The organism is Streptococcus oralis, from assembly GCF_003942875.1.
Classification (GTDB): domain Bacteria; phylum Bacillota; class Bacilli; order Lactobacillales; family Streptococcaceae; genus Streptococcus; species Streptococcus oralis_BX.
In genome coordinates, this window is record NZ_RMVK01000002.1 from 183,621 (window position 1) to 198,035 (window position 14,415).

At 38.1% G+C, this 14,415-nt stretch carries 17 protein-coding genes; 13 read left to right on the top strand and 4 right to left on the bottom strand.

Annotated features, from left to right (window positions below; all coding sequences use genetic code 11):
- The first annotated feature begins 5 nt into the window (after window positions 1–5).
- The 13 genes from D8844_RS03045 to xerS all read left to right on the top strand — a co-directional run bounded on the left by D8844_RS03045 (window position 6) and on the right by xerS (window position 9,047).
- Window positions 6–1,556, top strand: a complete 1,551-nt coding sequence (locus D8844_RS03045; RefSeq protein ID WP_000392569.1) for a H(+)/Cl(-) exchange transporter ClcA — start codon at window positions 6–8, stop codon at window positions 1,554–1,556.
- A 51-nt stretch (window positions 1,557–1,607) separates the two neighbouring features.
- Window positions 1,608–2,354, top strand: coding sequence for a CPBP family intramembrane glutamic endopeptidase (locus D8844_RS03050; protein WP_125421807.1), 747 nt, complete (start codon window positions 1,608–1,610; stop codon window positions 2,352–2,354).
- Window positions 2,355–2,505: 151 nt separating this feature from the next.
- The gene (locus D8844_RS03055) at window positions 2,506–2,940 is read left to right on the top strand and encodes a hypothetical protein (protein WP_125398010.1); all 435 of its coding nucleotides are present in this window, start codon (window positions 2,506–2,508) and stop codon (window positions 2,938–2,940) included.
- A gap of 100 nt (window positions 2,941–3,040) precedes the next feature.
- Window positions 3,041–3,466, top strand: a complete 426-nt coding sequence (locus tag D8844_RS03060) for a hypothetical protein (protein WP_185757659.1) — start codon at window positions 3,041–3,043, stop codon at window positions 3,464–3,466.
- Between the two features lie 96 nt (window positions 3,467–3,562).
- Window positions 3,563–4,006, top strand: a complete 444-nt coding sequence (locus tag D8844_RS03065; protein ID WP_125398009.1) for a hypothetical protein — start codon at window positions 3,563–3,565, stop codon at window positions 4,004–4,006.
- 104 nt (window positions 4,007–4,110) lie between these two features.
- Entirely contained in the window at window positions 4,111–4,548 is a 438-nt protein-coding gene (locus tag D8844_RS03070) for a hypothetical protein (RefSeq protein WP_125398008.1), read from the top strand.
- Between the two features lie 99 nt (window positions 4,549–4,647).
- On the top strand, window positions 4,648–5,070 hold the full coding sequence (locus D8844_RS03075) for a hypothetical protein (protein ID WP_049493705.1): 423 nt from the start codon (window positions 4,648–4,650) through the stop codon (window positions 5,068–5,070).
- Window positions 5,070–5,435, top strand: a complete 366-nt coding sequence (locus D8844_RS03080; RefSeq protein WP_125398007.1) for a hypothetical protein — start codon at window positions 5,070–5,072, stop codon at window positions 5,433–5,435. The genes D8844_RS03075 and D8844_RS03080 overlap by 1 nt, the downstream gene beginning before the upstream one ends.
- Before the next feature lie 41 nt (window positions 5,436–5,476).
- Complete coding sequence (locus tag D8844_RS03085) at window positions 5,477–5,911, top strand: hypothetical protein (protein WP_125398006.1); 435 nt, start codon at window positions 5,477–5,479, stop codon at window positions 5,909–5,911.
- Window positions 5,911–7,191, top strand: coding sequence for a hypothetical protein (locus D8844_RS03090; RefSeq protein ID WP_125398005.1), 1,281 nt, complete (start codon window positions 5,911–5,913; stop codon window positions 7,189–7,191). The genes D8844_RS03085 and D8844_RS03090 overlap by 1 nt, the downstream gene beginning before the upstream one ends.
- Complete coding sequence (locus D8844_RS03095; RefSeq protein ID WP_125398004.1) at window positions 7,173–7,565, top strand: coiled-coil domain-containing protein; 393 nt, start codon at window positions 7,173–7,175, stop codon at window positions 7,563–7,565. Before D8844_RS03090 ends, D8844_RS03095 begins: the two co-directional genes overlap by 19 nt.
- Entirely contained in the window at window positions 7,546–7,836 is a 291-nt protein-coding gene (locus D8844_RS03100; RefSeq protein WP_001148766.1) for a hypothetical protein, read from the top strand. The genes D8844_RS03095 and D8844_RS03100 overlap by 20 nt, the downstream gene beginning before the upstream one ends.
- A 140-nt stretch (window positions 7,837–7,976) precedes the next feature.
- Window positions 7,977–9,047 carry a tyrosine recombinase XerS gene (gene xerS / locus D8844_RS03105; RefSeq protein WP_065371787.1) on the top strand — a complete coding sequence of 357 codons (1,071 nt, stop codon included), beginning with the start codon at window positions 7,977–7,979 and terminating at the stop codon, window positions 9,045–9,047.
- 76 nt (window positions 9,048–9,123) lie between these two features.
- Here the strand turns inward: xerS and lplA are convergent, their stop codons facing one another.
- The 4 genes from lplA to D8844_RS03125 form a co-directional block, all read right to left on the bottom strand.
- Window positions 9,124–10,113 carry a lipoate--protein ligase gene (lplA, locus tag D8844_RS03110; RefSeq protein ID WP_125421810.1) on the bottom strand — a complete coding sequence of 330 codons (990 nt, stop codon included), beginning with the start codon at window positions 10,111–10,113 and terminating at the stop codon, window positions 9,124–9,126.
- A 59-nt stretch (window positions 10,114–10,172) separates the two neighbouring features.
- Entirely contained in the window at window positions 10,173–11,876 is a 1,704-nt protein-coding gene (lpdA, locus tag D8844_RS03115) for a dihydrolipoyl dehydrogenase (RefSeq protein ID WP_084921864.1), read from the bottom strand.
- A gap of 44 nt (window positions 11,877–11,920) precedes the next feature.
- Entirely contained in the window at window positions 11,921–12,964 is a 1,044-nt protein-coding gene (locus tag D8844_RS03120) for a dihydrolipoamide acetyltransferase (RefSeq protein WP_125421813.1), read from the bottom strand.
- A gap of 446 nt (window positions 12,965–13,410) precedes the next feature.
- Window positions 13,411–14,403 carry an alpha-ketoacid dehydrogenase subunit beta gene (locus D8844_RS03125; protein WP_125421816.1) on the bottom strand — a complete coding sequence of 331 codons (993 nt, stop codon included), beginning with the start codon at window positions 14,401–14,403 and terminating at the stop codon, window positions 13,411–13,413.
- Window positions 14,404–14,415: the final 12 nt, after the last annotated feature.

Below are 14,415 nucleotides of genomic sequence, written 5' to 3' on the forward strand. Positions count from 1 at the left end.
TGATTATGGAGGAACAGTCAGAAACATTCAGTTCCAAGAAAGAATTTGCCTTTGCCTCAAGCACCATATTATCCCAAGTTGGGCGAGGAATCATTGTTGGACTCGTCGTCGGGCTAATCGTCGGATCCTTTCGTTTCTTAATCGAAAAGGGTTTCCATCTGATACAAGGACTCTATCAAGATCAAGCGCACTTAGTGCGCAATCTTTTTATCATTGGCCTATTTTATGTAATAGTTTGCTGGCTTAGTGCGAAACTAACTCGATCAGAAAAAGATATCAAGGGTTCAGGAATTCCTCAAGTCGAAGCCGAATTAAAGGGACTAATGACTCTTAACTGGTGGAGTGTCCTCTGGAAAAAATATATTCTAGGTATTCTTGCTATTGCCAGTGGCCTTATGCTAGGTCGGGAAGGGCCAAGTATTCAACTTGGAGCAGTTGGTGGTAAAGGTATCGCCAAGTGGCTCAAATCTAGCCCAGTAGAGGAACGTTCCCTGATTGCCAGTGGAGCTGCTGCAGGTTTAGCCGCTGCCTTTAATGCACCAATTGCAGGTCTCCTCTTTGTTGTAGAGGAAGTCTATCACCATTTTTCACGATTTTTCTGGGTATCAACTCTAGCAGCTAGTCTCGTAGCAAACTTTGTCTCACTACTCATATTTGGCCTAACACCCGTACTGGATATGCCAGACAACATTCCTCTCATGACCCTAGACCAGTATTGGATTTACCTCTTTATGGGAGTTTTTCTCGGGCTTTCTGGTTTTCTCTATGAGAAGGCTGTACTCAATGTTGGTCGAATTTATGACTGGATTGGTCAAAAAATTCATTTGGACAGAGCATATTATCCAATTATCGCCTTTATTCTCATCATACCAGTCGGGATTTTCTTGCCACAAATCCTTGGTGGTGGAAATCAGCTGGTTCTTTCCTTAACTGAGCAAAATTTTAGTTTCCAAGTTCTATTAGCTTACTTTTTGATCCGCTTTGTTTGGAGTATGATTAGTTATGGAAGTGGCCTCCCAGGAGGAATTTTCCTACCCATTTTGGCGCTTGGTTCCTTACTTGGTGCCCTAGTTGGTGTCATTTGTGTCAACCTTGGGCTTGTCAGTCAGGAACAATTTCCTATATTTGTCATTCTGGGAATGAGTGGCTACTTTGGGGCAATTTCCAAGGCTCCCTTAACCGCTATGATACTCGTAACCGAGATGGTTGGAGATATTCGCAACCTCATGCCACTTGGCTTAGTGACCTTAGTTGCCTACATCGTCATGGATCTGCTCAAGGGTGCTCCAGTCTATGAAGCTATGCTAGAAAAAATGCTACCAGAAGAAGCGACAGACGAAGGAGAAGTCACCCTCATAGAAATCCCTGTGTCTGACAAAATCGCTGGAAAACAGGTTCACGAGCTCAATTTACCACATAACGTACTCATCACCACCCAAGTCCATAATGGCAAAAGCCAAACAGTTAACGGCTCAACTAGAATGTATCTGGGGGATATGATTCACCTGGTGATTCCAAAAAGTGAAATCGGAAAAGTCAAGGATTTGTTGTTGTAAGCTTTAGTTTACATAATTTATTTTACGTAAAAATTATTGAAAGGATTCTCAATGAAAAGAAATAAGGCAATTGCGGTATATTTGCTAGGCACATTTAGCCAAATAGTATCAGTTTGCCTCCTTTTCTTTCTCTTCAATCTTTTTTCTATTCATTCCAATCTATTATCTATTTTAGGAATCTTTCTAGGTGGCATTTCTTCAGCTCTTTGGGGAATCATTGTTGCAAATCACTATTTTCATATTCCTTTTAAGAAGATCGTTAACGATTTTTTTAACATTCATACCAGTTACAAACATTATTTATTATCTTTTTTCCTTATTGTCCTTGATTTTTCTTTTCTAATGTTTGGTGGGCAAATAGTAGAATTTAGCTGGTATCTCCCATTTTTGATGTTCTTCAAATTTATTGTCTTTGGCGGTATAGAAGAGATTGGATGGCGATATGTTTTTCAACCAATCTTACAAGAGAAGATACCATATTTTTACTCAACAATCTTAACCTTTTTCAGCTGGGCAATTTGGCATCTGTTGTTCTTTTATATAGATGGTTCCCTAGCAACACTGCAAACTCTACCGTTTCTAATTGGATTGCTGACGAATTCTTTCATACTCTCAGCTCTTTATATCAAAACAAAGAATCTCTGGATTTGCGTTATGACACATTCGATCATTAATGTCTTGTCTCAGCTAACCATAGATACTAATCGATACGAAACCTACCTAATCAAAATTTTCGTCATCTTGGTATCCTGCTATATGGTAATACATAAAAAAGATGAGTATAGTCGGTATAAATAAAATTAAATATAAACCTTCAAAACCAAATCAAAAAAGATTTGGTTTTTTAAGAATTAGAAATCTAATTTTCAGTATATAGTATGATTTTTACCCCCTACTTTGTAAAGAATGATTAGAATATTGTATAATAAGAAAAAGGAGAAAAGCTTAAATGAACAATTCCAGCACTAAAAAAAGTTATAAAAGTCTACTAATCGTTTTGTTAGTTGCATTCATCACAGCAGGAGGTATATTTATGTTTAGTATGTTAGGAAAATCGCAAGAAGAACATCGGAATAGAGAGTATGAAGTTAGTTTGGTGAATGCCTTAAAGAATTCCTATGAAGGGATTGAAGAGATTAAAATTTCTAATCCAGAATACACAAGCCCTCCTGGTTCGTGGTCTTGTGATGTAGAAATTAAATTTAAACATGAAGAAAAAATTAAGTATGGTGTTGGATATTCTCTAGACACTGAAGAAATAACAGATACTTCATTGGAATGGGATAATAGAGTAAAAGATCGACAATTTTTAAATGAAAACAAGGGTAAAACTGCTTCGAAAATTAGGGTAACTTATTCTAATAATGACGAAGGAGAGCAATAATGGCATTTAGTTATACTGATAAACAACTCAATGAATTAAAGCATGGGAAGAATGTATATAGTGTCAATGCGGAATTTGCTGAGAAAAAGAGGGAATGATAATGAGTAAAGACAGATTAAGAAAAAGCTATAAACCATTATTCATAGTTTTACTATTCGTATTCATCACATTAGGAGGTGTTTTTATGTTTAGGTTGTTAGGGAAGTCTCAAGAAGAGCGTCGGAATAGAGAGTATGAAGTTAGTTTGGTGAATGCGTTAAAGAATTCCTATGAAGGGATTGAGGAGATTAAGATTTCCAATCCTGATTATACAACCCCACCAGGTTCGTGGTCTTGTGATATCGAAATTAAATTTAATGATGAAAGAACTCTTTCATATGAGATTAATCATCATTTAAACTATAAAACTAATTATGGTGGCCGTCAAGAAACAAACGAAGATTGGGAGTATTTAGAAACTCATAAAGGGCAAACTTTAAAGTCAGTGAAAATTACTTATTCTGATAGCGAGCAAGGAGAACTATGATGAATTTCCATTATACTGATGAATAATTTAAACCAAGATTATGCTGTTTATAGTGTGAACGAAGAGTTTTCAAGGAGAAAAAGGAGAAAAGCTTAAATGAATATTTCCAGCAATAAAAAAAGATATATAAGACTACTAATCATTTTGTTACTCGTAGTCATCACAGCAGGAGCTATTTTTATGTTTAGGTTGTTAGGGAAGTCTCAAGAAGAACGTCAAAATAGAGAGTATGAAGTAAGTCTGGTTAATGCTTTAAAGAATTCCTACCAAGAGATTAAGGAGATTAAGATTATGGATCCTTACTATAATGACAAACCGGGTTCGTGGTCTTGTGATATTTCAGTACAGTTCAATGATAGTCAAACTATTACTTATGGAATTAATCACAGATTAACCTATAAAGAAAACCATGATGGTCTTATGAAAGGGAATACTAATGAAGAAATTGATCAACAATGGTCGATACTTCAAAAACACATTGGTAAAACAGAATCTACAATATTAGTACGATATTCAAATGGTGAAACAGGAGAGCAATAATGGTATTTAATTATACTGATAATCAGTTGAATAATTTAAACCAAGATTATGCTGTTTATAGTGTGAACGAAAAGTCTTCAAGGAGAAAAAGGGGAAAAGCTTAAATGAATATTTCCAGCAATAAAAAAAGCCATAAAAGGATACTAATCGTTTTGTTACTCGTAGCCATTACAGCAGGAGGTGTTTCTATATTTAGTATGTTAGGGAAATCTCAAGAAGAACGTCGAAATAGAGAATATGAAGTCAGTTTGGTAAACGCCTTAAAGAATTCCTATGAAGGGATTGAGGAGGTACATATAACCGACCCTTCATATGCATCAATTCCGTCTGATTCTTGGGGCGCAAAAGTTAAAATATTTTTTTCTGATAGCAAACAACTAAGTTATATAATTGCATTTAATAAACAAAATAAAGAAATAAGAAGTAGAGATTTTCAAAATAATTCTCGAAAAGATGATAATCAATATTTGATAAACCATCGTGGAATTACAGAAAAAAATGTAAAAGTGATTTATTCAAATGGTGAAACAGGGGAACAGTAATGGTATTTAATTATACTGATAAACAACTCAATGAATTAAAGCATGGGAAGAATGTATACAGTGTCAATGCTGATTATGCTGAGAGGAATGGAAATAACAATGAGTAAAAACAGATTAAGAAAAAGCTATAAACCATTATTCATAGTTTTACTACTCGCAACTGTCACAACAGGAGGTGTTTTTATATTTAGTATGTTAGGAAAATCCCAAGAAGAACGTCGAAATAGAGAGTATGAAGTTAGTTTGGTAAATGCCTTAAAGAATTCATATGAAGGGATAGAGGAGATTAAGATTTCCAATCCAGAATATACAACTCCTCCAGGTTCGTGGTCTTGTGATGTAGAAATCAAATTTAATGATGAAAGAAAAACTAAGTATAGGATAGGCCATGGACTCCATGATAAAAAGAATTATCAAGGATCATTGACCAATGAGAAAAGGCAATTCCTTAACAATTACAAAGGAGTGACCGACTTAAAAGTAATTGTTACATATTCAGATAATAGCATGGGAGAACAATGATGACATTTTCCTATACAGATGAGCAGTTAAACAATTTGAATCGGGATTATGCTGTATATAGTGTAAATCTTGAATTCGCTAAGCGTAACGGTAGGACTTATGTCAATTCAAATCTCATTGAAAATATATCTCCTGATGATTTAGAAAAAACCAACACCATAACTACCTCAGATGGTCAAGAGTTTCGTGTTATTGCGACTAAGTCTCACCGAGGAACAGGTTTTGATGGTTTGGCGGTAGCTCCCATAGTTAACGGTGAACCCGATTATAAAAGTATAGCTGTGATCGCTGCTGGGACAGATCCTGATAGTCCTACTAAGATTGACAGATGTAAAACAACTTTTTCTTATTATAGTGTAATATAGACTGATCTTATAGTATAATAAGAAAAAGGAGGAAATCTTAAATGAATAATTCCAGTATTAGAAAAAGTCATAAATGGCTACTAATCGTTTTGTCACTCGCAATTATTACAGCAGGAGGTATTTTTATGTTTAGCATGTTAGGGAAATCTCAAGAAGAACGTCGAAATAGAGAGTATGAAGTTAGTCTTGTCAATGCCTTAAAGAATTCCTATGAAGGGATTGAAGAGATAACAATTACGAATCCCTCGTACAGCTCAATTCCTTCAGATGCTTGGGGAGCTGATGTTAAACTAAAATTTTTTGATGGAACATGTAAGGAACATGTTTTAGCTTTTGATATAAAATCGAATAAAATTAGGATTGGTGTATATAATAACGATGATGAAGAATTTCAGCATTTTTTAAATTCTAGACGAGGTTCTACTAAGTCAAAAGTTAAAGTTAAATATTCGAATGGTTCAGAAGGGGAGCTATGATGAATAAATACGTGTATACAGATAAACAACTTAATGAATTGAATCAAGGCCCGAATGTTTACAGTGTTAATAGTGAGTTCGCACAGCGTAAAGAAAATCGAACAAATATTGTTACTGCTAAATCAGATAACGAGTTAAAAAAAGGTGAAACCAACACCATTACCACTTCCGATGGTCAAGAATTCCGTGTTGTTGCGACTAAGTCTGACACTGAAACGGGGTTTGATGGACTAGCCGTTGCACCTATTGTTAACGGCAAACCAGATTATAAAAATGTAGCTGTGATTGCTGCAGGAACGGATCCTGATAGTCCGGTGAATAAAACTATGTTTGGTTCACGCGATTTCTATAGTGCCATAATTGCAAGGCAAACTTACTTATCTCCACAATATAAGGTTGCTGACCAATTTGTAAAAGAGATTATGGACGATCCTAGATATGAAGTCAGTCAACTATCAGGTTATTCACAAGGATCTTACATGCTGAAGGTGGGAGCTAAATACCACATCCCTACAACCACTTTTAATGCTTGGTTTAAATATGGTGGACTTACACTGGAAGAAAAAGCATTTATTGAAAGCAACCCTTCTATGTTTATAGATTACCGTAGAAAACATGATAATGTAGTACGTTGGAATGACTCTAATCACCCAGAAAGGTACACCAGTCCGATTGATATTACAAATTCTATGCCTAGAACGATTCATTGGATTGATGGTTCGAGCCATAAAATTGAGGACTGGGAGTTTGATCCTGTAACTGGTCAAGTTATAGATGGCAAGGGAGGAAAACCCTTAATCAGTGGTGTTTATCGAGCCTATGCCAACAGTCTCCGAGGAATGGCTCATTACAAGGACTTGAAGTCAAAATGGTCATCAGGTGGTATTAGTAGTTCTGAGGAAATATACTTAGATGCAGCTCAAGGTTCGATCTTATCATCGTCTATGGCTACAGCAGCCAGAACTGGAGCTGATGAAGTGAGTGCCTTAGCCAAGATTGCTAACCAAGAATTACAAGAAATTTGGTCAAAAATCGACTTTACAAGCTACACAGCATTAGCTCCCTATGAGGTTGAGGCCATTTTTGCTAGCCAAGGTATCACTCAAGCACAGTTTATCGATACTTTTCAGGCAGAGACAACACAAACAGTCGCTAAGATGAATGCTTCCGCTCAAGCATTTGAACAGTTAGACAAACAATTACAGAATGTCATTGAAAAAACAGTAGCAACAGACACACGATTTGCCAAGGAGTTCAGACAATGGAAAGAAAAGATGTAAAATGGGAGGAAATTAGAGAGAAAGAGAGAGAACTGTCTAATCTAGAAGAACAATATTATCAACAAAAGAAAGAACTCGATAACAAAGCATTCGACTTAAACGAACGAAATGCAAATTTAGAAAAACTGATGTCTGATGAAGTTGATAAAATGTATCAAGTCTTGAGAAAATTTTCATCAACTGCTGATGATGTTAGAGACTACTTTACAGAAATAGAAAATCTGAGACACTTTTCGGAACAAGTATACCGAGAACATAGAATTAAACTCGAAAATGAGAGAGAAAAAAACGATAACGAGTTTCGCAAAAAAAGAAATGAATTAGAGGAAGAATTTCACAAACTAAGGAGAGATTATGCAAGCTCCAATGAATGAATACTACACAGATGAAGAATATCAATATGCACTGAAACAAATGTATCGAATGATGGAAAGAAACCGAATCATTACGGAAGCAAAGTTAGCGATAACAGCAAAAAACAAATTAAAAGATAACTTTAATAAGGCAGCTAAGAAAATTGCTACAGAAACCAAATCAACCATTACAAGCATAAATAGCCAAATGGATACTGCAATTCAAGGTAAAGTTCGCAAGAGTCTTGAAGAAAAGATTCCGAATATGTTGCTCAAGTATGATGAAATTTAACAAAGGGTTCAGGATAACTCGGAAAAAGTTAGACTTCTGTTTTAAGTTTCTTATTACATCTTTCCGAAAAACTATAATTTTCTTGAAAAATATATAAGTCTATGCTATACTACTAGTAGACTTAATTATGGAGAAAATACATGAAACGTGAGATTTTACTGGAACGAATCGACAAACTAAAACAAATCATGCCCTGGTATGTTCTGGAATACTACCAATCCAAGCTTGCTGTGCCCTACAGTTTTACAACCTTGTACGAATATCTCAAGGAATACGATCGATTTTTCAGCTGGGTTTTAGAGTCTGGAATTTCAAATGCTGATAAAATGTCTGATATTCCTTTATCTGTCTTGGAAAATATGTCTAAGAAAGATATGGAAGCTTTTATCCTATATCTACGTGAACGACCTTTGCTGAATGCTAATACAACCAAACAAGGCGTTTCACAGACAACCATCAATCGAACCTTATCAGCACTTTCCAGTCTTTACAAGTATCTAACTGAGGAAGTTGAAAATGATCAGGGCGAACCCTATTTTTATCGCAATGTAATGAAGAAAGTTTCAACCAAGAAAAAGAAGGAAACACTTGCTGCTCGAGCTGAAAACATCAAGCAAAAACTCTTTCTAGGTGATGAAACAGAGGGTTTTCTAACTTATATCGATCAGGAGTACCCACAACAGCTCTCCAATAGAGCTCTATCTTCCTTTAATAAGAACAAGGAGCGAGATTTGGCCATTATTGCCCTTCTCTTGGCCTCAGGTGTCCGCTTATCTGAAGCTGTTAATCTGGATCTAAGAGATCTCAATCTCAAAATGATGGTTATCGATGTCACTCGAAAAGGTGGTAAACGAGACTCGGTCAATGTCGCAGCCTTTGCTAAGCCATACCTAGAGAATTATCTCGCCATTCGAAATCAACGCTATAAGACAGAAAAGACAGATACAGCGCTCTTTCTGACCTTATACCGAGGTGTTCCCAATCGTATCGATGCTTCTAGTGTTGAAAAAATGGTTGCTAAGTACTCAGAGGATTTCAAAGTTCGTGTAACACCCCATAAACTACGCCATACCTTAGCAACCAGACTCTATGATGCAACTAAATCGCAAGTTTTGGTCAGTCACCAGCTAGGACATGCCAGCACACAAGTCACTGACCTCTATACACATATCGTCAATGATGAACAAAAGAATGCATTGGACAGCTTATGATTGTTGCGTAATAATAATTATGTAAAATTAATTTCAAAAAAAGAAGTTGCTAAAATATGCAACTTCTTTTTTCTTTTTATCCTACCACTGCTTCAGCGATTTCTTCACGGCTGATACCAGCAAAGTAGCGTGTGATGTCAATAGTTTCTAGTGCCTTAAGAACATCTTCGCGTTCATACTTTACGCCACGAAGGACATCTTCTACAGCTGCAACGTCTTCGATACCAAAGAAGTCACCATAAATCTTGATATCTTGGATTTTTGATTCAATGACGTTTGCAAAAACTTCAACCTTACCACTAGTGAATTTTGTTCCACGACGGACGTTAAATTCAGGTGATTTACCGTAGTTCCAGTCCCAAGTACCGAACTTGTTCTCCTTGATGCGATTGATTTCCGCCAATTCTTGCTCAGAAAAAACGTATTCAGTCATCTCTGGGTACTCTTTTTTCATGTATTCCAATAGCAAATCGCGGAATTCTTCAACTGTAATTTTTTCTGGTAATTCATTGACAATATTGGTTACACGGGCACGAACGGATTTCACACCTTTTGATTCAAATTTGTCTTTTGACACCTTGAGGGCGTTAGCAAGGACTGATAAATCAACGTCAAAGAGCAAGCAACCGTGGTGCATGATACGACCATTGATATAGGCTTGGGCATTTCCACAGAATTTTTTGCCATCAATCTCTAGGTCATTACGCCCTGTAAATTCAGCTTTAACACCGAGTTGAGCCAAGGTATTGATAACTGGAGTTGAGAAGCTCTTGAAGTCAAAGGCCTTGTTTTCATCTTCTTTTGAAATGATGGTGTAGTTGAGGTTGTTTAAATCGTGATAAACAGCTCCACCACCACTGATACGGCGGACTACCTCAATACCATTTTCTCGAACATAATCACGGTTGATTTCTTCGATAGTGTTCTGGTGACGACCAACAATGATAGAAGGTTTGTTAATCCAAAGAAGGAAGATTTGATCCTCATCTAAAAGGTGTTTAAAGGCATATTCTTCCAAGGCGATATTAAAAGCAGTGTCGTTTGAATGATTGATAATGTATTTCATGATATCCCTTTATACGATAGAGACTGGAAAACATCTTTCCAGCCTAGTCTATCTTCGTTTTATTTTTTCTTAGGTGAATGGATGGCCATTCCTAAAACATCCGCAAATGCTTCGTACATCACTTCAGAGTAGGTTGGGTGTCCGTGGATGGTCTTCAGCATTTCCTCAACAGTGATTTCCATTTCGATAATGCTTGATGCCTCGTTAATCAATTCTGCGGCTGCAGGACCAATGATGTGCACACCAAGGATTTCCCCGTATTTCTTATCAGCGATAACTTTTACGAAACCTTGAGCAGCATCTGATGCAATAGCACGGCCGTTAGCTGCAAAGTTGAATTTACCGATGGCTACATCGTATTTCTCACGTGCTTGTTCTTCAGTTAGACCTACTGCTGCTACTTCAGGAAGAGTATAGATGGCTGCAGGAGTCAAGTTCAATTTGGCAACAGCATGGTTTCCTTTGAGAGCATTTTCAGCGGCAACTTCACCCATGCGGAAGGCTGCGTGCGCCAACATCTTCGTACCGTTGATGTCACCTGGTGCGTAGATACCTGGAACAGAAGTTTCCATGTATTCGTTGACCTTGATACGTCCACGATCCAATTCAAACTCAACATCACCAATTCCTTCAAGGTCTGGCACACGACCGATTGAAAGAAGAGCTTTGTTAGCGATGATATCGTCTTTTCCTTCAACCTTGATACGAAGTTGACCATTTTCTTCGATGATTTCTTGCAATTTTGTACCTGTCAAGATGGTCATACCTTTACGCTCAAGAATCAAGCGAAGATTCTTAGAAACTTCCGCATCCATAGCTGGCACGATACGGTCCATCATTTCGATGACAGTTACTTTTGAACCAAATGTCATGAATGCTTGGCCGAGTTCGATACCGACAACCCCACCACCGATGATTACGAGGCTTTCTGGAACTTCGTTCATTTCAAGAATATCATCGCTGGTCATCACAAGTGGAGATTCCATACCAGGGACGTTAATCTTGCTGACTTTTGAACCACCAGCAAGGATAATTTTCTTGGTTTCAAGCAATTCAGAACCATTTACCAAGACATTCTTATCTTTAGTGATAGTACCAACACCCTTATGAACAGTAACTCCGTAGCTACGAAGAAGACCTGCAACACCACCTACCAAGGTATTGACAACTTTAGATTTAGTTTCCAAAAGTTTGTCCATATCAACAGTGAAGTTTGGATTTTCAATGACGATACCACGATTTGCTGCATGACCGATATTTTCGATGATTTCAGCATTGTGAAGGTATGTCTTCGTTGGGATACAGCCGCGGTTCAAGCAAGTTCCACCGAGTTCAGATTTCTCAACAAGGGCAACCTTACCGCCAAGTTGGGCAGCTTTAATGGCTGCTACATATCCAGCAGGACCTCCACCAATTACAACGATATCAAAGGCATCATCGCTCTTACCGTCGTCGTTTGAGGCGCTAGCTGCAGGCGCAGGTTTTGATTCTGGTGCAGCCGCTCCAGCTGTTGGGATGTTTTCCCCTTCTTCGCCAAGGTAACCGATAACTTCAGTTACTGGAACAGTTTCACCATCTCCTTTAAGTATGGCAATCAAGTATCCATCTTCTTCGGCTTCCAATTCCATACTGACTTTGTCAGTCATGATTTCCAAAAGGATTTCTCCTTCTTTTACAAATTCTCCGACTTTTTTATTCCATTGGACGATTTGTCCTTCTGTCATATCTACGCCGGCTTTTGGCATAATTACTTCTAAGGCCATGTCTTACTTCCTTTATCTAAATCTCTAAAATAACAATAGCTGACTTAAACCAACATTGAGATTGGATTCTCAATCAAGGCTTTCAAGTCTTTCATAAACTTAGCACCAGCCATACCATCTACAACACGGTGGTCAATGGTTAATCCTAGACTCATGATTGGTCGGATAACAATCTCACCATTGACAACAACTGGTTTCTCGATTGTCGAACTTACACCCAGAATAGCTGAGTTAGGTTGGTTGATGATCGGGCCAAAGGACTGAACGCCAAACATTCCCAAGTTACTGATAGTAAATGTTGAATTTTGAAGTTCACTTGGAGCCAATTTACCATCCAAGGTACGACCAATGACATCCTTGAAGGCTACAACCAACTCTGAAAGGCTCATCTTTTCAGCATTGTAAACAACAGGTGTCATCAATCCATTATCCATTCCAACTGCCATAGCAAGGTTGACATAGTTGTGAGTGACAATGGTCTTACCATCTTCAGTCAATGAAGCGTTGATGTAAGGATGTTTCATCAAGGTCTTAACAACAGCCAGTGAAAGAAGATCAGTAACCGTAATTTTCTTACCAGTTGCTTCCATGATTGGTTCAAGAACCTTCTTACGAAGAGCTAGCATTTCAGACATATCGACATCGTAGTTGAGCGTGAAGGTTGGCGCAGTTAGGTAGGATTCAACCATACGTTGGGCGATAACCTTGCGCATTGGTGTCATCGGAATACGCTCAATCTCACCATAAGGAGTGATAGTATCTGGAACTTCTTCTACTTTTTCGATTTGAGCAGGAGACTTGATGGTGTCGTTTTCGATATTTTCAGGAAGCAAGGCCAAAACGTCCTTCTTCATGATCTTACCACAATGACCAGTTCCTTGGATTTCCTGCCAAGCAATGTTATGTTCAAGGGCAATTCGTTTTGCAAGTGGCGAAATGCGAACCACGTTTGTGTCTTTATAAGTTTCCACGTCTTCTTTGTGGACACGACCGTTTGCACCTGAGCCAGAAACGTCATAGAGGTTGATACCTAGATCATCCGCTAACTTTCTAGCCGCAGGAGTCGCTCTTAGCTTGTCATCAGCCATGACCTCTCCAATTCTATACTAAGATATTAAGGACGAAGAGGGCAATGAAAAAATAGGAGATTGACGATGTGTTCGATGAACACAAGGAAATCTTTCTTTTTTTCGCAGACCTCCGTCCGAATTCAATTACATGATACTAAGGGCGTCAAAAAGCGACTGAAAAATAGGAAATCTACGTAGGCTTCGATGAAGCTAAAGAGATTTATCTTTTTTCCGAGCTTTTAGCCCGTGTTCAACTCTACAAGTAACTTGGACACGAAACGTGTCTCAAGTTACTACGGTTGCCGCTATTAGGCGGTCAACCTAGTAGACTTACTAAGTTTTTTGTCGAATATTGTCGATTCGTCAAAAAACTGTCGCAACTTTTCATACAACTTGGGTACGAAACGTATCTCAAGTTACTAAAGTTAAAAACCTCTAAAATTTCACATAATTTATATTATGTATTATTCTTTGTTATATGTCTTACGGATTGCATCTTTGATGCTTTCAACTGTTGGAATCATTGCATTTTCTAGGTTTTGTGCGTAAGGCATTGGCACGTCTTCTCCTGCACAACGGCGGATTGGTGCATCTAGATAGTCAAATGCTTCTGATTCTGAAATAATTGCTGAAATCTCTCCAATATAGCCACTTGTTTTGTGGGCATCGTTGACTAGAACGACCTTACCAGTCTTCTTCACTGAGTTAATGATGATATCCTTATCAAGCGGAACAAGGGTACGTGGGTCCACGACTTCAACTGAAATTCCTTCTTCTGCCAACTCCTCAGCAGCTTGAACCACACGACGAAGCATTTTACCATAAGTAACAACTGTTACATCCGTTCCTTCGCGTTTGATTTCCCCAACTCCAAGTGGGATTGTGTAGTCTGGATCAACTGGCACTTCCCCTTTTTGGTTAAATTCTGACTTGTACTCAAGAATGATAACTGGGTTGTTATCACGGATAGAAGACTTGAGCAGTCCTTTCATGTCCGCAGGTGTACCTGGTGCTACAACCTTAAGTCCTGGAATGTGAGTGAACCAAGACTCTAGAGATTGCGAGTGCTGGGCCGCAGAACCAACTCCGTTACCAGCTGCACATCGAACTGTCATTGGAACCTGACCTTTACCACCAAACATATAGCGTGTTTTAGCAGCTTGGTTAACGATATTGTCCATGGCAATAACCGAGAAGTCCATGAAGGTCATATCAACGATTGGGCGAAGTCCTGTCATGGCCGCTCCTGCTGCTGCTCCAGAGATGGCCGCTTCAGAAATCGGACAGTCACGGATACGTTCTGGACCAAATTCTTCAAGCATTCCGACAGAAGTTCCGAAGTCTCCTCCGAAGACACCGACATCTTCTCCCATCAAGAATACATTTTCATCGCGACGCATTTCCTCAGACATAGCAAGGATAATGGTGTCACGGAAGGACATTGTTTTTGTTTCCATTTTTATCTCTTT